This window comes from Paenibacillus sp. KN14-4R, from assembly GCF_052180255.1.
In the GTDB taxonomy this organism is placed as follows: Bacteria; Bacillota; Bacilli; order Paenibacillales; family NBRC-103111; genus Paenibacillus_AM.
The window spans coordinates 3,038,152-3,059,850 of the sequence record NZ_CP197466.1 but is presented as its reverse complement, the minus strand read 5'-3'; the positions used below and the strand labels follow the sequence as shown (position 1 = coordinate 3,059,850).

19 protein-coding genes are annotated in these 21,699 nt (G+C 43.7%); 7 read left to right on the top strand and 12 right to left on the bottom strand.

Features of this window, described 5'->3' with window-relative positions; genetic code table 11:
• Positions 1–48: 48 nt before the first annotated feature.
• A complete protein-coding gene (locus ACSBOP_RS14950; RefSeq protein WP_442601326.1) occupies positions 49–249 on the bottom strand; it encodes a hypothetical protein in 201 nt (66 codons plus the stop codon).
• A 71-nt stretch (positions 250–320) separates the two neighbouring features.
• On the opposite strand from ACSBOP_RS14950, the gene ACSBOP_RS14945 reads away from it, so the two are divergent.
• Complete coding sequence (locus tag ACSBOP_RS14945; protein WP_442601325.1) at positions 321–608, top strand: YqzE family protein; 288 nt, start codon at positions 321–323, stop codon at positions 606–608.
• 10 nt (positions 609–618) lie between these two features.
• Here ACSBOP_RS14945 and ACSBOP_RS14940 read toward each other — a convergent pair whose 3' ends face one another.
• From ACSBOP_RS14940 to ACSBOP_RS14930, 3 genes are all read right to left on the bottom strand, one after another.
• Complete coding sequence (locus ACSBOP_RS14940; protein WP_442601324.1) at positions 619–1,578, bottom strand: hypothetical protein; 960 nt, start codon at positions 1,576–1,578, stop codon at positions 619–621.
• Positions 1,579–1,701: 123 nt separating this feature from the next.
• Entirely contained in the window at positions 1,702–2,730 is a 1,029-nt protein-coding gene (locus ACSBOP_RS14935; protein WP_442601323.1) for a YqhG family protein, read from the bottom strand.
• Positions 2,731–2,747: 17 nt separating this feature from the next.
• Entirely contained in the window at positions 2,748–4,535 is a 1,788-nt protein-coding gene (locus tag ACSBOP_RS14930; protein ID WP_442601322.1) for a DEAD/DEAH box helicase, read from the bottom strand.
• Positions 4,536–4,707: 172 nt separating this feature from the next.
• Between ACSBOP_RS14930 and ACSBOP_RS14925 the strand changes: the two genes are divergently transcribed.
• The gene (locus tag ACSBOP_RS14925) at positions 4,708–5,553 is read left to right on the top strand and encodes a lipoate--protein ligase family protein (protein WP_442601321.1); all 846 of its coding nucleotides are present in this window, start codon (positions 4,708–4,710) and stop codon (positions 5,551–5,553) included.
• Between the two features lie 123 nt (positions 5,554–5,676).
• Here ACSBOP_RS14925 and dat read toward each other — a convergent pair whose 3' ends face one another.
• Positions 5,677–6,522, bottom strand: coding sequence for a D-amino-acid transaminase (gene dat, locus ACSBOP_RS14920; RefSeq protein ID WP_442601320.1), 846 nt, complete (start codon positions 6,520–6,522; stop codon positions 5,677–5,679).
• Between the two features lie 284 nt (positions 6,523–6,806).
• Here dat and ACSBOP_RS14915 point away from each other — a divergent pair, with 284 nt between their 5' ends.
• From ACSBOP_RS14915 to ACSBOP_RS14905, 3 genes are all read left to right on the top strand, one after another.
• Positions 6,807–9,377: an adenosylcobalamin-dependent ribonucleoside-diphosphate reductase gene (locus ACSBOP_RS14915; RefSeq protein WP_442601319.1), complete on the top strand. Its 2,571-nt coding sequence runs from the start codon at positions 6,807–6,809 to the stop codon at positions 9,375–9,377.
• A gap of 51 nt (positions 9,378–9,428) precedes the next feature.
• Positions 9,429–9,737 carry a hypothetical protein gene (locus ACSBOP_RS14910; RefSeq protein WP_442601318.1) on the top strand — a complete coding sequence of 103 codons (309 nt, stop codon included), beginning with the start codon at positions 9,429–9,431 and terminating at the stop codon, positions 9,735–9,737.
• A 172-nt stretch (positions 9,738–9,909) separates the two neighbouring features.
• A complete protein-coding gene (locus ACSBOP_RS14905; RefSeq protein WP_442601317.1) occupies positions 9,910–10,608 on the top strand; it encodes a TerC family protein in 699 nt (232 codons plus the stop codon).
• A 72-nt stretch (positions 10,609–10,680) separates the two neighbouring features.
• Here ACSBOP_RS14905 and ACSBOP_RS14900 read toward each other — a convergent pair whose 3' ends face one another.
• The 4 genes from ACSBOP_RS14900 to ACSBOP_RS14885 are packed head-to-tail and all read right to left on the bottom strand — an operon-like array spanning position 10,681 to position 14,305.
• Complete coding sequence (locus ACSBOP_RS14900; RefSeq protein WP_442601316.1) at positions 10,681–11,496, bottom strand: ABC transporter permease; 816 nt, start codon at positions 11,494–11,496, stop codon at positions 10,681–10,683.
• Positions 11,468–12,490 carry an ABC transporter ATP-binding protein gene (locus ACSBOP_RS14895; RefSeq protein ID WP_442601315.1) on the bottom strand — a complete coding sequence of 341 codons (1,023 nt, stop codon included), beginning with the start codon at positions 12,488–12,490 and terminating at the stop codon, positions 11,468–11,470. Before ACSBOP_RS14895 ends, ACSBOP_RS14900 begins: the two co-directional genes overlap by 29 nt.
• Positions 12,491–12,503: 13 nt before the next feature.
• Complete coding sequence (locus ACSBOP_RS14890) at positions 12,504–13,313, bottom strand: ABC transporter permease (RefSeq protein WP_442601314.1); 810 nt, start codon at positions 13,311–13,313, stop codon at positions 12,504–12,506.
• A 14-nt stretch (positions 13,314–13,327) separates the two neighbouring features.
• The gene (locus tag ACSBOP_RS14885) at positions 13,328–14,305 is read right to left on the bottom strand and encodes a metalloregulator ArsR/SmtB family transcription factor (protein WP_442601313.1); all 978 of its coding nucleotides are present in this window, start codon (positions 14,303–14,305) and stop codon (positions 13,328–13,330) included.
• Between the two features lie 297 nt (positions 14,306–14,602).
• Between ACSBOP_RS14885 and ACSBOP_RS14880 the strand changes: the two genes are divergently transcribed.
• Both ACSBOP_RS14880 and ACSBOP_RS14875 read left to right on the top strand, forming a co-directional pair.
• Positions 14,603–18,208 (top strand): family 10 glycosylhydrolase, encoded by a 3,606-nt coding sequence (locus ACSBOP_RS14880; RefSeq protein WP_442601312.1) that lies wholly within the window; start codon positions 14,603–14,605, stop codon positions 18,206–18,208.
• Between the two features lie 139 nt (positions 18,209–18,347).
• Positions 18,348–18,791, top strand: coding sequence for a DnaJ family domain-containing protein (locus ACSBOP_RS14875; protein WP_442601311.1), 444 nt, complete (start codon positions 18,348–18,350; stop codon positions 18,789–18,791).
• Positions 18,792–18,836: 45 nt separating this feature from the next.
• On the opposite strand, the gene ACSBOP_RS14870 is transcribed toward ACSBOP_RS14875, so the two are convergent.
• The 3 genes from ACSBOP_RS14870 to ACSBOP_RS14860 form a co-directional block, all read right to left on the bottom strand.
• The gene (locus ACSBOP_RS14870) at positions 18,837–19,631 is read right to left on the bottom strand and encodes an ABC transporter ATP-binding protein (RefSeq protein WP_442601310.1); all 795 of its coding nucleotides are present in this window, start codon (positions 19,629–19,631) and stop codon (positions 18,837–18,839) included.
• Positions 19,631–20,557, bottom strand: a complete 927-nt coding sequence (locus ACSBOP_RS14865; protein WP_442601309.1) for an ABC transporter permease — start codon at positions 20,555–20,557, stop codon at positions 19,631–19,633. The genes ACSBOP_RS14870 and ACSBOP_RS14865 overlap by 1 nt, the downstream gene beginning before the upstream one ends.
• A gap of 66 nt (positions 20,558–20,623) precedes the next feature.
• Positions 20,624–21,628 carry an ABC transporter substrate-binding protein gene (locus ACSBOP_RS14860; protein WP_442601308.1) on the bottom strand — a complete coding sequence of 335 codons (1,005 nt, stop codon included), beginning with the start codon at positions 21,626–21,628 and terminating at the stop codon, positions 20,624–20,626.
• Between the last annotated feature and the right edge of the window lie 71 nt (positions 21,629–21,699).

Genomic DNA, 21,699 nt, shown 5'->3' with positions numbered 1-21,699 from the left:
GAAGCGGCCCGGGGAAGACTCCCGGGCCGCTTTTTGGATATTCATTAATTAGTCCGCAAAATAAGGTTTTTCTTGATTGAAATTACGATTGATCGAGAGCAAAGCGTGCATGAGATGAAATAAATCATTTTGATTCAGGAGGATAGTTGTTGGTTTATCCGATTTATCATTTTTAATTTTAAAAAGTAATTGTTTTTCAGGAGCGTTTATTTCGATCTCCATTTTTTTGCTAGTAAACACACTTTCCATGTGCAGGCACCTCTTTCTTAGATTGTTACACTATAAATGTATGTGGATGAAACTGAATTAGAAGGCGAAATTTGAACAAATCGGTAACATACAAGACGATTAATTCCTTGACTTACTGGCTACACTATTGGCAAAGGACGGTGAATGAAATGGCGAAAAGTGATGATCTGATCAAATATACGACAGAGCGTGTAGTTCGTTACTTAAATACACCAAAAGACGAGCGAAAGAAAGCCAAATCTGCACCCAAATTTCGTGAACCATGGAGTACAAGGTGGTTTGGAATGATTCCATTTGCTATTGGGATGATTTTTAAATCAAAACCAATTGATATGAATGGGAAAACCCGAGAAAGATAAAATGACCCAGTTAAGAATAGAGGTTACCTAACTGCAAAGCGATTGATAATGAAATATAACGCTCACCTTCTTGGTCAACGATTAATAAGGGTTCGCTTTGTTCCCACTGCACATAGCCAAGAACAGGTAAAGGCATAGAGAGCTTTCCATTATATAATTCACACACAAGACGAAGTTCATCATTGTTCTTAAAGGCACGCTGGAAAGCTGCAAAGTTCGAAATGTGGAGCGGCTTTCCTGTCAGCCAAGGCATACGTTCATAAGGATCAAATACAGGATGCTCTGCGAGAAGCGGCAGATTAGCGGTTAGTCCAATAGAAGGCTGCGCATGTGGATCAGGAATGCTGGCTGTTGGTTCCTGCTCCAAATCGAGAAGAGCACCTGTAATGGCATCAAAGTATGAGGCTTTCCCATTAACAACAATTTTCCACAAAGCTTGAAGTGCATTGATGTAAATTCGATTGATGTTAATAGCTGTGCCTTGTACAAGATCATTGACTGTTATATGGTTCGATATGATTCCCCTCTCCGTTAGTACACGATGCAAAGTATCCAGGCTAAATAATGGATTCGATCCTTTTCCATATTCTGTTAGCACATATCCCCCGTGCATATCTCCAGACACAATCATGTATCCGACTTTTTGTCCATCCTGTGTTAATTCAACAATCCAACCATGTGTGCCAGGCCCAAGTGGATACACACTCCAAGAAGCTTGTTTCCAGCTTTCCCAGCCTGGTTGTTTCGCCAGTAGCTTTTTCCATTCGGTAATGTTGTCATGAAGCTCACTTTGATCCAGTGGTATAACTTTGTCAGTCACGACAGGTGGCTGGTCACGATTGAGCGATGGTAAAGGTTGCTCAGTCTGTGCTTGAATAACTTTGGCTTGTCCAAAAGCGAGTTGTGTCGTGAGTATGCTCACACTGATACCAAGCGCCATAATTGCGCGTCGTAATTGGTTATTGATCATTTTTTTCACCCATTTTCGCTTATGGTGGTCATGTAATGCCATTGTATAAGGATTGCTGTAAAAATAGTGTTACAATGTGTCCAGTAAATTTAAGAAGTTTTAGCGACTTTCGTCAGTTACTGCCTATTCACCGCTAGGCAAATGAAATAAACCGCAATTGATGGCGCCTACTTCAATTCTTGGCCGATACTGCCAGTGAATTTCGTCGGTTGCTTGTTGGAATTGAGCGTGAATGTCAGTCTGGTTGACTTCTTCCTCTTCTTCACGTTTTCGCTCTAGCTTCTTATCTTCATGCAAGCTATCATAATAGTCTTGAATACGTAAAAGTTCAGTCGACATTCTTTCGTTCGCACGATCTGACCATGAGTGATCCGTTTTCCTTATAGCTTGTTCTAAATGAGCTTCTAATTGTGAAATCGCTTTGGATATGGACAATCGATCACGAAGCAGATGGATACCTGCTGGTAAGCGTGGAGTTAGTTTCTTCGACCGGATAAGGTCGTAAAAGTTTTCGTGAATTTCACCTGTATCTAGGCGTATCCCGAGTGAATGAATTTCGCTGCGTTTCATATCACAGACATATTCGACTTTAAAATTCACGTTAAGCCAGGACTCATATGGGATGGAGTTTATCATTCCGCGTCGTGAAGGTTCCTCGAAAAGCCGGACGAAACGCCCACGCTTCCGTGAAGATTGAAAAATTTGCTCTAGTCTTCGTGAACCGAAAGTAAGTGTATCCTCAGGGAAACGACTTACAGGTGCGACTGGAACAAAGCCAAAATAACGAGCAAGTATACTCTCGCCAGTGCCTTCATTACCATTTGTAGTGGATTCACTCGTACTGCTATTGGGTGTTGTAGGGGGAGGAGTAGGATTTGCAGCAAAACTGAATGAATCCACGGTTTCATCGGTCTCAAATTTGAATACGAATGTCATCGTCTCAGGAGCCGCACCTGTCCGCTCGACAAAACCCCAATAATAGGGGCGTCCAGTTAATTCTTTATCTGCTTCAGGAGATAACTTCACTGTAATACGGTTTGAAGTTTTCTCGATAATGTCGCACTCCAGCACTTGCAAATAACGGAGTACATACTCCTGAATACGTTTTGCATCCATGACGGCTTTGGTAGGGTCAGATAAGTGGATACTCATGGGCAGTACCTCCTGTTCTATGGTCGTAAGTTTACTTTCTGGCCACTGCCAGCTAATATTTCTTGAAAAGCGCTGCCTGCCTGCGTTTGTTCTTGTACTTCACTCGCCACATTTTGCAGCTTGTCTCCAATTTTCGAAATGCCTGCACGAATGTCATCATCGGAGCGGGCTTCCATGACCATTTTAAAAAGAGAGGCTTCCAAAGAAGTTTTCTTTTTCTCGAATCGCTCTAGAATGACATCCAATTCCCCGATGACGGATTCAAACATGTTAATTTTTTCGTGCAAAAGGGTAAGTATATGTTCTTCGATCGTTCCTTTTGTCGACAAATTGTAAATTTGCACGTCTTCCGTCTGTCCAAGGCGATGAACTCGACCAATTCGCTGCTCAACTCGCATGGGGTTCCAAGGTAGATCGAAATTAATCATATGATGGCAAAATTGCAGGTTAATGCCCTCGCCTCCAGCTTCTGTTGCCACAAGTACTTGTGCGCGGCGTTTAAATAAGTCCATCATCCAGTCTTTTTTACCGCGATTCATGCCACCCCGGTAGGGAACGGCTGTAATATCGTTATTTTTTAAGTAATTCAGTAAATATTCTTGAGAGGCTCGATATTCGGTGAAAATGATCACTTTTTCATTGACCTGCCGGATAATTTCAATGGTTTTCTCTGCTTTCGTGTTGGCTTGTATGCCTCGAATGAGCTCAACAAGCTCCCAGATTTGCGGACGAAGAGGAGAATCTTCGGGAGTCTTTTTAAATAAATTCACTAAAGTTAGAAACACAGCATCACGGGAAGAGCATACTTCGCGTTGCAGCGTTAACAGAGACAGCATGGAGCCAAAATTGGCACCATTCTCTGTGTATCGTCCCCGTACGAAGTTCGTTACTCCGTCATATAAACGCTGTTCCTCTTCGGATAAAGTCAGTGGAATATTCTTTACAGCACGTTTGGTCATATCCAAATTCCCATCACTGCGCCGATTACGAATCATAACTTTAGAAAGTTCTTGCTGAAGAGCGCCTTCATTCTTCACGGTTCGCTTATCAATGATATAGTTACTATGGAATTTTGCTTGCCCACCAAGTTGACCAGGTTTGAGCAGGGTAATGAGATTATATAGCTCTTGCAAATCATTCTGAACAGGTGTTGCAGTAAGGAGAAGGCAATATTTCTTCCGAATTTCTTTGACGAAAGCGTAGTTCGTCGTTTTCTTATTCTTCAGCTTATGTGCCTCATCAATAATGAGCATGTCATATTCTTGTTCAAGCACAATCGAGCGATGCGGATCGCGCTTGGCTGTATCCATGGAAGCGACAATAACGTCGCACTGCGTCCACATATATTCTTTTTTCTGAGCGGCAGCGGCAATTCCGAACTTCTGATTCAACTCACGAACCCATTGCAGTACAAGTGAAGCAGGAACGAGGATCAGTACTTTACGGACGAGTCCGCGTACCATGTATTCTTTGAGAATAAGACCAGCTTCGATTGTCTTTCCAAGTCCCACTTCATCTGCCAAAATGGCTCTACCGTGCATGCCGAAAAGTACTTTCTTCGCGGTGTCAATTTGATGGATCATCGGTTCCAATTTATGCACATGTGAAAGACAAAGTAGTTGATCAAATGAATCGATCCGCGTCGCTTGCTCAGCTTCATAGGCAAGGTCAAATAAGGTAAAGTCATCCCATGGACCTCCACGGTCAGTACGATTCTCTAATTCTGTAACCCACTCACGATTAAAATGAATGTTAAGCCCCTCACGAATGGGGCGAATAAGCTCGGAATTGTTAGGTGTGTGCATGTGGCTTAGCTCCTGCAAAATACGTTTTATCTAGTATTCTCCGAAAGAGCCCTTTTTCATAACAGAAAGGTGGAACGAAGCAAACGTCTTTATTTTTTGAAAGGATGGGTGTGTGTGGTAAAATAAAGATTCATACAAGCTTTCACGTTAGAAGAAGGAAGGGTTCATTTAGATGACGAGTAAATGGCGTTTTGTGCATACAGGTAACCGGACACCAGCGGAAAATATGGCAATTGACGAGGCGATTCTAAATGCGCACAGTGAGGGGTTGGTACCACCTACTGTACGTTTTTATGGCTGGGATCCCGCGACATTATCTATAGGTTATTTTCAAAAAGCAATAAAAGAAATTGATCTAGAACGGGTAAAGGAAGAAGGGTTGGGCTTTGTGCGTCGTCCTACGGGAGGCAGAGCTGTCTTACACGATAAAGAGCTCACATATAGCATTATTGTCAAAGAGGACTATCCAGGTATTCCAACAGGCGTTACAGAAGCATACCGTGTGCTGAGCGAAGGTTTGCTGCTCGGTTTTCGTAAGTTAGGCTTAAATGCAGAGATGGTACAGCTTGCAACAGAAGAAGATCAGCAAAAATATGCGTCCATGGGATCATCTGCGTGCTTTGATTCCCCATCATGGTACGAGTTAGTAGTGGAAGGACGTAAAGTGGCGGGTAGCGCGCAGGTTCGTCAGAAAAATGTTGTGCTGCAGCACGGATCGATCTTACTCGATATGGACGTGGATCAGCTATTTCGCTGCTTAATTTTCTCAAGTGAACGTATTGCAGAGCGGATGAAGATGAGTTTCCTAAATAAAGCTGTTACGATTAATGATGTACTGCGTGATTTGGGGCAGAATGCAGTTGATTTGGCTCAGGTTGAAGCTGCTTTTAAAGTTGGAATGGCTGAGGGACTCAAGGTTGAGTTTACAGAAGGTGCGCTGACTCCATATGAAGAGGAATTAGCAGCGAAACTAGTTGCGGAGAAATACGGAACAGAGGAATGGAACTTGAAGAGATAAGTGGATACAGAGAAATAGGCAGAACGACGCATACCGCAATAGGTACACGTCCACTTTTATCATTCAAGTGAGCGTGGCACAATTGCGGTATGCGTGTTAAAAGATGTATACGTGCGTGGGATCTTAGCTATTGCGAGAACCACGCTCTATGTGCTGTGTAAATAGGGCTTGCAGCTTGCGGGTAATAGGGCCAGGCAGGCCTCCACCAATCGGTCGATTGTCGATCTGAATGATCGGTGTAATCTCTGTTGTAGTGCCAGTAATAAAGGCTTCATCTGCCTCATAAAGAGCTTGTAGATGAAAGGCTTCTTCCTGTACCTCGATACCTGCTTGAGCTGCAAGTTCAAGAACAACAGCACGAGTCACGCCGTGTAGAATCAGATGATTAGCCGGATGTGTGTAGAGCGTATGATTTCTTACCATCATCATGTTGGAAGCACTGCACTCGGTTACGATCCCGCTGCGATGTAAGATCACTTCATCTGCGCCTTGATCAATGGCAGCTTGTTTAAGCATAACATTAGGTAATAGGTTTAGTGTCTTCAGATCGCAGCGCAGCCAGCGGATGTCATCTGCCGTTATCGCTGTTATGCCACTGTCCATCGTTGACAACGGTCGATCAGATTGGCGGCAGTAGGCCATGAGAATCGGTTTTGCTTTTGTTGGAAAAGGATGGGCTCTAGGTGCTTCGCCTCGAGTAATCTGGATATAGAGTGTTCCAAGCTTCGTATGGGTCTCATTAATGAGTTGGTCTAAGATGTTTTCGATTTCTTCGATGGAGTACGGAAGTTCAATCCGCACTTGCTCTGCAGTTCGAATGAGTCGCTGCAGGTGCTTCTCCTTTTCAAATAACTGACCGTTATAAATGCGGAACACTTCATATACACCGTCACCAAAGTAATAACCTCGATCATCGGGTGAAATATGGACATCAGATTCTGGCATGAATTGATCACGATAATAGATCATTGGCAATCGCCCCCTCAAGTTAAATTTAGCAAAATGTTCTGATAAACACAAAGCATGTTTGATGAAAAAGAGAGCAAATTTAAGTAAATAAGAGAAAAAGTATTTGCTGCTTGACTTACATGTTGTTATTTCATGGAACGAGGACTAGCGACACAATATATTGTGTTATATAATGATTAAAAGATCTATATATAGTGTGTTTTACATAAAGAGTTTATTGCTAAAAAGGTTGTCCTATGCTATATTGTTGGTCTTGTATTTTTCTTTGGGAGGGTGTTGCCACGATGGGAACCATGCAAATGAAACAATTAGAGGGTTTGAGTGAAAAGATTTTTTTGGATCGCTATGCACTGAAAGATGCAGATACAAACAACACGAAAGTTGGAGATACGGTCCTTGTTTTAACGAAAGATGATCCTAAATTTCCTACCAAAGAAGTAGGTGAGGTCATTGAGCGAATGGGGAAGCAAGTTAAAGTAAAGCTTCGCACAGGAGAAGTGATCGACTCTCATGTTGAGAAGTTGACGTTAAATGTGGAGCATTCCCCATCCCAGTTGTGGGATCGTCTGGCTGGTGCAATGGCATCTGTAGAAACAACACCCGAGAAGAAGAAGGAATGGACGGACAAATTCAGATATATTCTTGAGGATTGGAAGCTGGTGCCTGGTGGTCGTATTGCTGCAGGTGCGGATGCCAGTGATGAATTAACATTGTTTAATTGCTATGTCATACCATCTCCACACGATTCCCGCGGTGGGATTATGACGACTTTATCGGAGATGACTGAAATCATGTCACGCGGCGGTGGTGTAGGAATTAACTTATCTTCACTGCGTCCGCGTCGTGCGATTGTAAAAGGTGTAAATGGATCTTCTTCAGGTGCAGTGTCATGGGGCGGATTGTTCTCTTACACAACAGGATTAATCGAGCAAGGTGGCAGCCGCCGCGGCGCGCTTATGCTGATGATGAATGACTGGCATCCAGATCTAGTTGATTTTATTACGGTAAAATCCACAATGGGTCAGATTACGAATGCGAACTTATCGGTTTGCGTAAGTAATGGTTTTATGAAGGCCGTAAAAGAAGACCTCGAGTGGGAGCTTGTATTCCCGGATACAACGGACCCTGACTATGATAAGATGTGGGACGGTAACTTGGACGCTTGGAAAGCACTTGGCAAAGAAGTGAAGCTGTACAAGACCGTTCGTGCACGTGAAGTGTGGCATACGATTATTGAAATGGCTTGGAAATCGGCAGAGCCGGGCGTTGTATTCATGGAGCGCTATAATGATATGTCGAACTCATGGTATTTTAACCCGATTATTTGTACGAATCCGTGTGGGGAACAAGGCTTGCCAGCATGGGGCGTATGTAATTTATCTGCGGTGAACTTGTCCAAGTTCTATAATGCGGAGAAGCATGATGTAGATTGGGAAGACCTTGGACGTACAGTTCGTTACTCGGTGCGTTTCCTCGACAATGTGATCGATAAGACACCGTATCATTTTGAAGAAAATAGGGTCAATCAACAAGGTGAACGCCGTATTGGTTTGGGTACAATGGGTCTTGCTGAATTGATGATTAAGTTGAAAATTCGCTATGGATCACCAGAATCGATGGTATTCCTAGATAAACTATATGGTTTTATGGCAAAAGAAGCGTACCTGTCCTCGGCGGAAATTGCGGGTGAAAAAGGTTCGTTCCAACACTTTATTGCAGATCAATTCCTACAAAGCGGATTTATGAAAAATATGCTTGATGCTTTCCCAGAAGTAGGTACAGCGATTCAAGAAAACGGGATGCGTAATGTAACGGTTATTACACAAGCGCCGACTGGAAGTACAGGCACGATGGTGGGCACTTCAACAGGGATTGAACCCTACTTTGCTTTTGAATACTTCCGTCAGAGTCGTCTAGGTTTCGATAAACAATATGTGCCGATTGCGCAAGAATGGCGTGATGCACATCCAGGTCAGGAACTGCCGGATTACTACGTGACAGCAATGACGTTGTCTGCGGAGGATCATATCCGCGTACAAGCAGTGATTCAACGTTGGGTCGATTCCTCGATCTCGAAGACTGCCAACTGCCCGGCAGACTTCACGGTTGAAGATACGAAACAGCTGTATGAGTTGGCATTCGAGCTAGGTTGTAAAGGGGTTACGATCTATCGGGACGGAAGCCGCGATGTGCAGGTGTTATCTACGTCCGAGAGCAAGAAGGATGAAGAGAAGAAGGTAGAGACCAAAGCTGAAGAGCCTACTGTTAGTGAGGCTGACAATGTAGTCGATAAGGAGTACAAACGTCGTCCTCAAATATTGCGCGGCGCGACATATAAGATCAATACGCCATTCGGCATGGCCTATATTACAATCAACGATATGAACGGAACGCCAAGCGAGATCTTCTTGAATGTAGGTAAAGCAGGTTCAGACGTCTTTGCAATGGCAGAAGCGTTAGGCCGCGTGTGCTCGTTATTCTTACGTTATGGGGATCATGGCAATAAAGTGAAGCTGCTCGTGAAGCACTTGAAAGGCATAGGTGGTTCCGGTGCGATTGGCTTTGGAGCTAATCGCGTAGAGTCCATTGCCGATGCGGTAGCTAAAGCGCTGGAGTCGCATGCGGATTATATGGCGGAGAGTGCATCGCCGTATTTGTCTGCGGCGAGAGAGGTTACAGCAACAATCCCTCAACCAGTAGTTGAGTCGATGGGAGTGGGGGCAGCATCCGCTGCTTCAGAAAGTGCGTCTGTGATGACTTCGCTTGATCTGTGTCCTTCGTGTGGAAGTGCTTCGCTCATAAACAGTGAAGGATGCAAGAGCTGTTCAAACTGTGGGTTTAGTAAGTGTAATTAATGTGTAACTGACGATTGAATGCAATGCGTTTATCATGGGAGGTATCTTAAATTGGCTCAACGCTATATCATCACAAGATCGTTTCAGGAAAATAACGATTCAACAAAAACAATAACTTTAGAAGAATGCAAAGCGTATTTTGCATCCAAACCTGACTTCACCTATACATCTGTGTTTACAGTGAAAGGTGAGACGACTATGTCCATTGAGGGAGAGTTCTTCATGTGGAATCATGGTGATATTCAAATTCCTTTCCGCTATTATGAGGGAGATATTTATGTATCAGGTTCCAATGAAGCTGTGATTCCCGTGATGATGGAGATCGCAAGCGAGTTAGGAGCAGATGTAGCGGAAGGGTAATTGAAACCTATTTTGAAACAACAAAAATGGAGCCGCACAAACGAGCGGGCTCCGTTTTTATTTCTCTTTGCTGCTTATAACTTTGCAATTTAAACAATTAAGTGTAGTATTAATCTTTAGTTTGCTGGCAGACTTATTGTCTCAGGAGTTAGAGAGGAAGGTCCTTATCGGTATGGAACTAGAATTATTATTATTGGGTTTACTGAAGATTGTGTTGATCAATATTGTACTGAGTGGAGATAATGCTGTCGTTATTGCACTTGCTTGCCGAAATTTGCCTGCTGAGCATCAGAAAAAAGCAATATTTTTCGGCAGCTTCGGTGCCATTGTGCTGCGTGTGATTTTAACTTTTGTGGCGGTGTGGCTGCTGCAAATTCCGTTCGTTCAAGTGCTTGGCGGGCTGCTGTTAGTATGGATTGCCGTCCAATTAATGATGAATGAAGAGCAGGAAGAGAATATATCTTCCAGCCAGCATCTAGGGGCGGCAATCAAAACGATCCTTTTTGCCGATCTGATCATGAGCTTGGACAACGTGCTTGCCGTTGCAGGAGCAGCTGACGGAAATCTTCTGCTGATCGGTTTGGGACTTGCTATTAGTATTCCATTGATCATCTGGGGCAGTAAATTTCTGATGATGCTTATGAATCGATTCCCGATCATTGTTATGCTTGGTGTTGCGTTGTTAGGGTTTACGTCTGGAGAGATGATCATGAGTGAACATGTGATCGAATCCCGTATGGAGACGTTTCATCCCGCTTTCCACTACGTGCTTCCGATTTTGCTTGCTATCACAGTTATTGTTGTGGGTAAGTTGTTGCAAAAGAAACAAAAGGACAAGCCGGTTCGAGCTGAGGCGGTTGAATCTCCATAAAAGAGTGAAAGAGCTCACAGTAATGAGGATTAGTGCTCAAATACTGTGGGCTCTTTTTATAAATCGTCTTGATTAAAACATGGACCAATTTCCTGTCTTGCGAGCATGGTTCTCAGCCTTCCCTAAGATGCGGATGGTGATGAGGATGAGCCCCACATTCAGCACAATTAGTGCTGCAGCCATGTTCCACCAAGATGAGCTAATACTGCCTCCGATTGCTTCCCGTAACAGAAATAGGCTGTAAGTGACGGGGAAAAGAAGGGAGCATATTTTGGCCCACATCGGAAACGCCGTTACAGGTATTCGTACACCACCGAACAGGCTCATTGGAGCTTGGAACATGTAATAGATAAAGCCGGAATCTCGTGAAAATAAACAGATGGAGCAGAGGAATACGCCCCACACGAGTGCGGAAATGAACGATAAAACAACGGAAATGGCAAAGTACCCCCACAATACTTGATTAAAGTCAGCAACGAATACGAAAACAAGCACCGAGAATGCCGCAAACATCCACATGCCGCTGAAGAGGGAATACGTCGATCTTCCGAATAGAACGGCAATTTTCGAAGCGGGAGTGAGCCATATAAGTTCCAATGTCCCCATTTGTCTCTCACTTGAAAATGTCCACGCAGATTGCACCACGGTCCAGAACAATTGGAAGATCAGCACGCCGCTGAGTAAGAATAAGCCAACATTCCCATCTGGGAGAAATTGGCTGATTGCAGAACCAGCGCCCGTTCGATAAGGTTTCATGGCGTAGTAATCGGAAACAAAGTGTACAATTGGCCACAGTAAAAGTGAGAAAAAAATCGCGCGTCCTTTAAAAGCATCACTTCGCTGCTTGATTAGCTCAGCTCTAAGCGTTTGCCAAAATACGCTCATCATGTTCCACTCCCTCCGATATTCGGATAATCGCATCTTCCAGTGTTGGCTTCTCCGAACTAAGACTCATCACGTTGAGTCCCCGTGATCCTAACCAAGTAAGAAGTCGTGGGACGAGCTGGTCTGTTGAATCTGTCCGAATCGTTAAGCGAGTACCAGAAACGCTGTCTGATTGTGCATCTACAACAATCGCATCCATCGGCAACCGCATTTCAACTGCCATAGCGCCTCGTAACTCCTCATGCCAGTGTTCCACTTGAATTTGAAGGATTTGATCCCCTGATGTGTGACGAACAATCTCTTGAGGAGTACCTGCTAGCATGAGTTGCCCGCGATTAATGACATAAACCCGGTCACAGAGATCCTCAACCTCTTGTAAATAATGACTCGTCAGCAAGATCCCTTTGCCTTTGCGCTCGGCTAATTGTTTGACCATTTTTCGCAGATGTCTGGCAATAGGAGCATCGAGACCCAGTGTAGGCTCATCTAAAAATAAATATTTCGGATCGTTCATGAGACCACGAGCAATTTGCAAACGTTGTTTCATCCCCTTGGAGTACTTTTCCACAGGTAAATCTGCTGCATCTATTAGTCCAACTTCCTCCAATAATTCTTGGCTTCTATTCTTCATTACAGGTTCTGGTAGCCCGTACATACGTCCAAAATAATGCAAATTCTCGCGTCCTGTTAGCCGCCAGTACAGCATTCTTTCCCCGCCAGCAATCATATTTACTTTGCGCTGTATGGATAGGCGGTTTTCTTCAATTGGTTGTCCATCGATAGTGATCGTTCCACTAGTCGGGGTTAAGAGTGTAGAAAGCATCTTAATTGTTGTTGTTTTTCCTGCGCCATTGAGACCAAGCAAACCTACGATTTCTCCAGGGTGCAGTTCCATTGTTAATTGATTGACAGCGATTTTATGATCTTTCACCTTTTTAAAAAAGCCAACTTTTCTCGATTGCTCGTATACTTTTGTCACATTGTCAATTTTAATCATATCTTTTCGCCTCCTAAGCCATATGTCGTTCAAATATTGTTCGTTCTACACGTTTGATACTGATCAAACCGACTATCATAAATATCATACTGAGCATACAAGTAAGCAGCGTTTCTTGCGGATGCTCCCAGATTGGAGTTCCCGTCATCAAGCTATCACGAAGCAAGTGCAGCGCCCCTTTTAACGGAAATATTTCCCCGAACCCTTGCAGTGGCTGCGGTAAATATTGCGTCGGGAACTGGAATCCACAAATGAGTACTAAGATGGAAAAAAGCGTATTTTGCACGATATATGTATCTCTTGTTCGCAGCATGATTGCACCTAGTACCAGCGCGATTGAAAAACATGCGAATAAGAAGAGCAGTATAGCAATAATAGACGAACCCCAATGTGCATCAGGGACTTTCATTCCAATCCACAGTCCGATGAGAATGACCGGAACAAGTTCCAAGATGACGCGATATAACTGTTGAATCCCTGTGCCAATCAAATACCCGGTTCGATGTGAGGGAGAGAGGAGCAAGGCTTCGAGCGTTCCTTCCCGCCATTCTGTAATGAGTGCACGTGATACGTTCATCATGACAGAGACCGACATGCTATTGAGCAGCCCCCCTATAATAGCGAAAGTAAGGTAGTCGTTCGTTCCTGTGTATACGATAAATTGCTGATCAAGCTGTTTTTGAATGAAATAATGATAGGCGAAAAAGGAAGTAAGGGCGATGAATAACCCACTTAAAATATGACCGAATGTAAACGACCAAGGATAAGCCCTCATATTTGCAATTTGATTGCGTATGATTGTTGCGCGAATGGTTTGCCACATATAAAGTCACCCTTTCATTGTTCGAGGAAATTGCGCAAATAGACGATGACCATTTCCATTTCTCTGGCTTCCAACTTATAAAACATGTAGTTCCCTTTACGCTCCGTTGTTACAAATTTCGTTGCCATAAGCAGCTTCAAATGCTTAGACACTGCTGCTTCAGAGATGCCGTGAATATGCGAAAGCTGCTGTGTACAATGGGGCTGGAGAAATAGGGAACGTATAATCTTTAGCCGCGTGCCGTCGGATAGCGCCTTGAACATCCGCTGTAGATCGGCAGGTACTTCTTCATTTTTAATTCGATTAGGTACTTCGACTGCGAGTGGGAGAGAAAGCGTACCGTCTCTGTATCCCACTAAAAGATGGGGGTGAACGAATGTCGACGCACGAATTTTAATTTTTCTTAACTCTTCATAAGGCCAGCGATACAGTGTTGCCTTCTGGGCATAGATCGCATCTGGTTTGAAAAATAAACGTGGATGCAGTTGCTCCAACGCTTGTAAGGGCGATTTTTCGAATTGCTCATAAAAATCATGTTCTGCGCGAGCGAGCCATGGTTTGATCGCAGCCCATTCTTTTTGGAAAATGAGATCTACATAAGTACGTAAAAAATCGGTTAGCTGCCTACGCTCTCTTGCTGGATGAAGCAAGGCTTCTTTTTCGCGCTCGGATAAGAGCTGCTCCCACTCTTTTTGATTGCGGCCTTGCAGCCATGAAATAACCTGCGCTAGGGTATATTTCTGATTCAAAATGAGCATCACGAACTCCGCATCAGGTAAGCGGCTCAGTGCATCAATCCAATCCTCAATTGTGCGTTTGGCATCACTCTCGATCTTGAATCCAAGTAAAGCAAACCACTCATATGTGAGATCTCCATAATGCTGCAGCTGCTTTAAAAAGTCAGGAGATAGCTGAGCTTGTACTTCTCGCGCCCATTCAATCCGATAGGGATGATGATCAGGACGATACAGTACATGTAAGCTGCAAAGCATCTCGTTGTACTCGGAAAAGAAGACGCTTGTATGCTTTTGAATCCAAGGCTTTATATGTTGGATAGAAATCACCTCCGATTAACCAAATGGTTAATCAAATTTGTAAAATGGTAAAAGTGTCATAATTATAGGGAGGAGGCAGATATTCGTCAAGCCTATATCTGAAATTAAATTTCAAAATAAACTAAAAAATGTGAAATTTTTATTTACCTTTATACCGTTATCGCCTATACTCTTGGATAAGAGGGATGATTCCTCTTAACTCGATGATAACCAATATGATGGGGAGGGAACTTTGTGTTAGCTTTTTCGAAAGTAAAACGTAAGGGTTTCATGTTGTTTACCGCAATTATGTTGATGTTCGGTACGTTATCACCTATTTTTGTAAGCGCTTCAAAAGTTGTGTTGGCCGAGGAAATGGATGCTGGATCGGCCATAATCACAGGATCAATGGCGAGTGCAATAATTGAAGAATTTGAATCATCCTCAGCGTCAGTGATGACGCCATCTTCAGCAAAGGCCAACTCGGTGAATCTCGTATTATCTAGCAGACCAGACCCTGTTAGCTATGGTTATCATGCGGTCGGGTTGTCTTATGATTTTACAGGTCAATTGGGCACTTCTGCTGCTTATATCAACTTGAAGGACAGTAATGGTTCGGTGGGAAGATCGATTGATGGACTTCCGAAAAAGATCGGCATGTGGGTATACGGTGATGGCAATAATCACTGGCTGCGCAGTCAAATTCAAGATTCAACAGGAACGAAGTTGACAGTTGATTTCACATCAAGCAATGGGTTGAGTTGGACAGGTTGGAAATATGTAACGACCTCCGTACCCAGTTCTTTGAAAACACCAATTAAATTGAACCAAATTTATATTGTGGAAACGAAAGATAACAACAAGAATGCAGGAACGGTTTACTTTGATCACTTAAGCGCATTTTATAACGATACAAATGTCTATGGTCTCGATATGGTCGGATTAACACCGATGCAAGTTGGCGAGACGAAACAGATCAAATCTTATGCAACTTATGATGGTGGTGTAGAACCCGTTGCCCAATCAAGTGGGGTTATCTATGCAAGTAGCAACCCGAATATTGCAACGGTCGATGCAGCAGGTACGGTAACTGCGCTTCAACCGGGAACAACAATGATAACTGCGGATTATGGCAATGCGCCTCAAGCAGCGTTCTCATTGACAGTGGGTGTGGAGCCACAATTGCCACAAAAAATAGAACTAGCGGTGTCGAACAAGCTGGAAGTCGGGCAGACGAATAATATCAGAACTTATGCGACTTATACAGGCATAGGTCAGCCCCTTGAAGTTAGTAGTGGAGTGAATTTTCAGAGCAGCGATCCGAATGTCGCTATGATTGACACCATGGGTGTAGTCAGAGCTGTAAAGGCAGGATCCAGCACGATTACGGTTTCTTTTGCAGGCAGCTCCATCCAATATATATTAACAGTTACGAATCCTGTACCTGTCCTACAAAAGATTGAGTTAACCGGACTGAGTGCGATGGATGTAGGCGAATCACGCCAAGCGAAGGTATTGGGTACTTACACGCTAATGAATGCCCCTGTTGAACTTACAAGTGGCGTCACGTTTACAAGCAGCAGCTCAGACGTCGCTTCAGTCGATGCAAGCGGCATTGTAACGGCGAAGAAAGTGGGGGCTACACGGATTATGGCATCTTATAGTGGGAAGACAAGTGATTTCATTGTGGTGGTGAATAACCAAGTAGCTCCACCAAAACGTGAGATGCGAGCAGCTTGGATTGCAACTGTGGATAATGTCGATTGGCCAGCCAAAGGGGTTACGAATGCAGAACAGCAAAAGCAGGATTATATCAAGATGCTCAATGATCTAGAGGCGCAGGGCATTAATGCTGTTATTATGCAAATCAAGCCGACAGCGGATTCTTTTTATCCATCTAATTATGGCCCTTGGTCAGAATGGTTGACGGGTGTTCAGGGTAAAGATCCTGGTTACAATCCACTTGCCTTCATGATCGAGGAAGTTCACAAACGCAATATGGAGTTCCATGCATGGTTTAATCCGTATCGAGTTAGTATGCAGGATCAGGTAGATAAATTAGTTGCCAACCACCCTGCACGGCAGCATCCAGACTGGCTTGTGAGCTATGGTGGGAAATTGTATTACAATCCAGGGGTTCCTGCAGCTCGTCAATTTATTACGGAAAGTATTATGGAAGTTGTAAATGGGTACGACATTGATGCGGTGCATTTTGACGATTATTTCTACCCATATCCAGTATCAGGTGTGGATTTCCCAGATAATGACGCGTATTTAGCGTATGGAGCAGGCTTCACGAACAAGGCAGATTGGAGACATCATAACGTCGATTCGTTCATTCAGCAGTTATCTGTTCAGATTAAGCAAGCGAAGTCTTATGTGAAATTTGGTATCAGCCCGTTTGGTATATGGAAAAATAAATCCAGTGACCCGAACGGTTCAGACACGAACGGACTTGAGAGTTACAACGCGTTGTTCGCAGATACTCGCAAATGGGTCATGGAGCAATGGATCGACTATATTACACCACAAGTGTATTGGTACTTTGGATATTCGCCAGCAGCTTATGAAAAAGTAACAGATTGGTGGAGAACGCAAGTACAAGGACGCCAGACGCAGCTTTATATTGGTCATGCCGCTTACCGTATTGGTGCAGGTGACCCCGCCTGGTTAAATCCAGATGAGATGCCGAATCAGATTGCCTACAATCGTAATTTTAATGAAATTAAAGGCAGTATGTTCTTCAGTGCAAAAAGTTTACAAGCGAATCTACTCGGGTTCTCAGATCGATTAACGAATCAAATTTATAAAAATCAAGCACTTGTGCCAACAATGCCGTGGCTTGATCACACTGCTCCAGCGCAGCCTGAACTAATGAAAGCAACTTCGAGTGCAGCAGGTGTGGAACTTCAATGGAACTCGGAACAAACGAATGATGCTGCTTATTATGTGGTGTACCGTTTTGATGGAAACCAGGCTGGCAATATCGAGGATCCGTCACACCTATTGGCGAAAGTTCGCAAGCAAGCAGGAAGTACGCCAACGTTCGTGGATCATACAGCAGTTGCGGGTCAGGTATACACCTATGTGATTACGGCAGTGGATCGCATTCATAACGAAAGTTCGGCGAGCAATAGTATCACACTGAACAATACCCTCGATATCGTACCGCCAGTGACTGTAGCTCACATAGATGGGACTGCGAATAATGGATGGTACAAGACAGATGTAACGATTACACTTACCGCAACTGACGAAGGAACTGGCGTTGATCATACGGACATCAGCTTGGACGGTGGAACAACTTGGATACCTTACAATGGGGTTGTCACGATCAGTACGGAAGGCAAGCATTCTATCGCCTATCGATCAACGGATCGAGCAGGCAATCTGGAAGCTGTGAAGTCGCTGAACATTTGGATTGATAAAACAGCCCCAGTTGTCCGGATCGCAGGAGCGGGCACATTTGAGGTCGATCAGATGGTAAATCTCACCTGTACGGCTGAGGATGCGATATCAGGCGTAGCAAACAGCAACTGTTCTGGACCACTTGTGCATGCATTTGGTTACGAGTTGGAACTTGGTACTCATGAAGTTACAGCTACTGCGACAGATGCTGCTGGTAACGTCACAACTCAAACTGCATCCTATACCATAGAAGTGAATAGCAGGATTCTTGCTAAGCTAACAGATCAATTTGTAACAGGTCCAGGCAAGCAAGGTATCGTCAATTCACTGCAAAAAAAATTGTTACGCGGTCAGTATGAAGCTTACATGAACGAAGTCTCTGCACAAAAAGGTAAGAAAATCTCTGACGAAAAAGCGGATATCCTAATCCGACTTGCGAGTGCGCTGCAATAAGTAGTTATTGTCAAAAAATGGACATTATTTCCCCCAATTAGGAGATGATTCTGACTGCCTGTTTGTGTACGATAGGAGTAAGATTGAATCTACTTTTACGGTTCATCATAAGGTGCAGTCGAACTTCTGAATGGGGGAGATGGACATTTTTTTTAAAAGTGATGAGAAGCGGGAAATGAAATCTGAAGTTCGTGAGGATGCGGCGGAGACCATTTTGTATGAACGAAGATCAGGTGATGTACTAAGCCAAATTTTCTCGGATTTCGAGAAAAATGGCGGGTACGAGAATTTAAGTGGTAAGGGAAGACCTCTTGAGATCAAGTCTCTTGATCCACTTGGCAGTGTCTTAAGTAACGCCAATGTATTACCCGTATGGTTAACGCTTCAACATGAAATCCGCGACCTGATTCAAGTTGTGATGAAACAGATCGAGTCTGAGGAATCGGTGGAAGTTATCGAGCAAGGGCTAGATGAAATTAATCAGCGTATTCGAAAATATAACAGACTCGTGCCAATCCCGAGTATGCAGCGTAACATTATTGTTATGGATTCCATCCATTTACAATTTCAGAAATGGTTATAAAAAAGAAACCTTCCATGACAATTTGTCGTAGAAGGTTTCTTCATTTTACCCGAGAACGACGCGGTCGTCGGACATCTTATGACCACTAATTTGCTCGAATTCGCCAAGCAATTGCTGCACGGTTAAGTCTTTCTTGCGCTCTGGCGGTACATCCAGAATGATCCGTCCTTTATCCATCATAATCAGGCGATTACCTAAGCGGATGGCTTGCTCCATGTTGTGCGTAACCATCAATGTAGTAAGTTTCAACTCACGCACAATGCTGTCTGTTAGTCGTGTAATGAGTTCAGCCCGAGCTGGATCAAGTGCAGCAGTATGTTCATCGAGCAGCAAGATTTGCGGCTTCGTGAATGTAGCCATGAGCAGGCTAAGTGCTTGCCTTTCACCACCAGATAACAGCCCGACCTTTGCGCGAAGGCGATTTTCAAGACCAAGACCGAGGCGTTTTACTTCATCATAGAAAAAGGAGCGTTTCTTGGAGGTGATTCCGAAGCTTAGTCCACGCTTTTTCCCACGAGCATAAGCCATAGCAAGATTTTCTTCAATGGTCATTCGGGGTGCAGTTCCGGCCATCGGGTCTTGGAATACCCGTCCCATCCAGCGACTGCGTTGATATTCAGGGAGCTGTTGAACGGCAGTTCCTTCAATATGAACTTGCCCAACATCTGGGGTAATAACGCCTGAGATAATATTCATAAGCGTTGATTTACCTGCACCATTACTCCCAATGACGGTTACAAAATCACCAGGGTGTAAATGCAAGTTAACGTTCATTAATGCAGTCTTCTCATCAGGTGTACCGGGATTAAATAATTTGGAGGTATTCGTAATTTGCAGCATCAGCGTTTAACCTCCTTGCCTTTTTGTGACATTGCTGCTAAGAGTTCGGCAGAACGTCTTTTTGCCAAGCTGCGTTGTTTCATGGAACGCTGAACAGTAGGGAGGACGAGTGCGATAATAACGATAATAGCTGTCAGTAACTTAAGATCGGAAGCTTCGAACCATTCCAAACGTAGGGCGATTGCGACGACAATCCGATATACAATTGAACCAAGAACAGCGGCAAGTGTAGCTTGGAAGACGGTACGTGCTCCGAATATTGCCTCTCCGATAATGACAGATGCAAGACCCACAACGATCATTCCCACACCCATCGAGCTATCGGCAAAAGAGGACTGTTGTGCGATGAGCGCACCGGATAGTGCAACAAGTCCATTCGATAAGCTAACGCCAATAATGGTCGTGTTATCTGTATGTGCACCGAAGCTGCGGATCATGCGGGCGTTATCCCCTGTTGCACGAAGGGCAAGTCCAAGATCCGTGCGTAGGAATGAATCAAGTAATATCTTAATTACGATAACTGCGATAATAATGAGTAACATCATGATGCCAGACTCTGAGAATGGCGTAAACACCGTATCGGATCCACGAAGTGAAACGTTTGGTTTGCCTAGAATTCGTAAGTTAATGGTATAAAGTGCGATCATCATCAGAATGCCAGAGAGCAGTCCGTTAATTTTACCTTTTGTATGAAGAAGTCCTGTACAAGCACCTGCAAGAAGTCCTCCTGCAATCGCTGCAAGGGTTGAAATCCATGGCGAATATCCATGTGTAATCATGACCGAAGCGATGGCTCCACCTGTTGCGAAGCTGCCATCGACAGTCAAGTCTGGAAAGTCTAATATACGGAATGTAATGTACACGCCAAGCGCCATTATGGCATAAAGGAGTCCAAGTTCAATTGCTCCAAGTATTGCATCGCCCATTATGTATTCCTCCTAAAAAGAAAGGAGTGAACAAATGTAACATTCACTCCTTTTAAATGCCGTACCTTATTGGATAATGTTCTTATCTTTATCTTTTACAGCATTTTTCATCGCATCTGTAACTTGAATACCAAGATCTTTTGCAGCTTTTACATTAAGGATTAGATCAAGCTTATCTGGTAAAGTAACTTTCATATCAGCCGGTTTTTTACCATTCTTCAAGATTTCTACTGCCATTTTCCCCACTTGGTAGCCATGATCGTAGTACTTAAATCCAACTGTTGCAAAAGCACCTTTCTCAACCGTATCACGGTCACTGGAGAAGAAAGGAATTTTCTTTTCTTTTGCAACTTGAAGAATCGTATCTACACCACTTACAACTTTATTATCAAGTGTGATGTAGAACGCATCCACGCGTCCAACTAAGGATTGAGCAGCTTGCTTAACTTCGGAAGTGTTCGTTATTGGTGCTTTAATCAATTTGATCCCTTTTTTTGTTAACTCGGCTTCGGCTTTATTCGCCATGATTACCGCATTTTGTTCTCCTTCATTAATAACAAGACCGACTGTTTTCACTTTAGGGAAATTGCTAGCGATGAATTCTACGAGTTGTGTCGTTGCTTCTGGATTCGTATCTGCTGCTCCCGAGATGTTGCCGCCCGGTTTGTCCATGTTAGTTACAAGCTTAGCAGCTAAAGGATCTGTAACGGCTGCGAAGAGGACTGGAGCTTTTTTAACTTTATCTGCGATAGCTAAAGCAGATGGTGTAGCGATACCGAGTACCAAGTCATTGTCAGCAGAAGCAATTTTTTGTGCAATGGATAAGTTGTTTGCTTGGTCATCCTGCGCATTGTTGTAGTCGACTTTTAGGTTTTTTCCGTCCTCGATTCCAGCCTCTTTAAGCGCTGCCAAGAAACCTAGTCTCGTTGCATCTAGGGATGGGTGTTCAACGATTTGCGAGATTGCGATTTTGTAGGTTTTTCCACTTCCGCTCGTTTCTTTGCTGCCGCACCCCGCGACTGCAATTAGAGCTGAGGTTAGTAAAAGAGTGAGAGCCAATTTCTTTTTCAATTTCATTACCCCTCTCAAAACATATTATTTTTGTTTGCAAAAATTGGTATTATTAATAGTTTAAGGGGCTG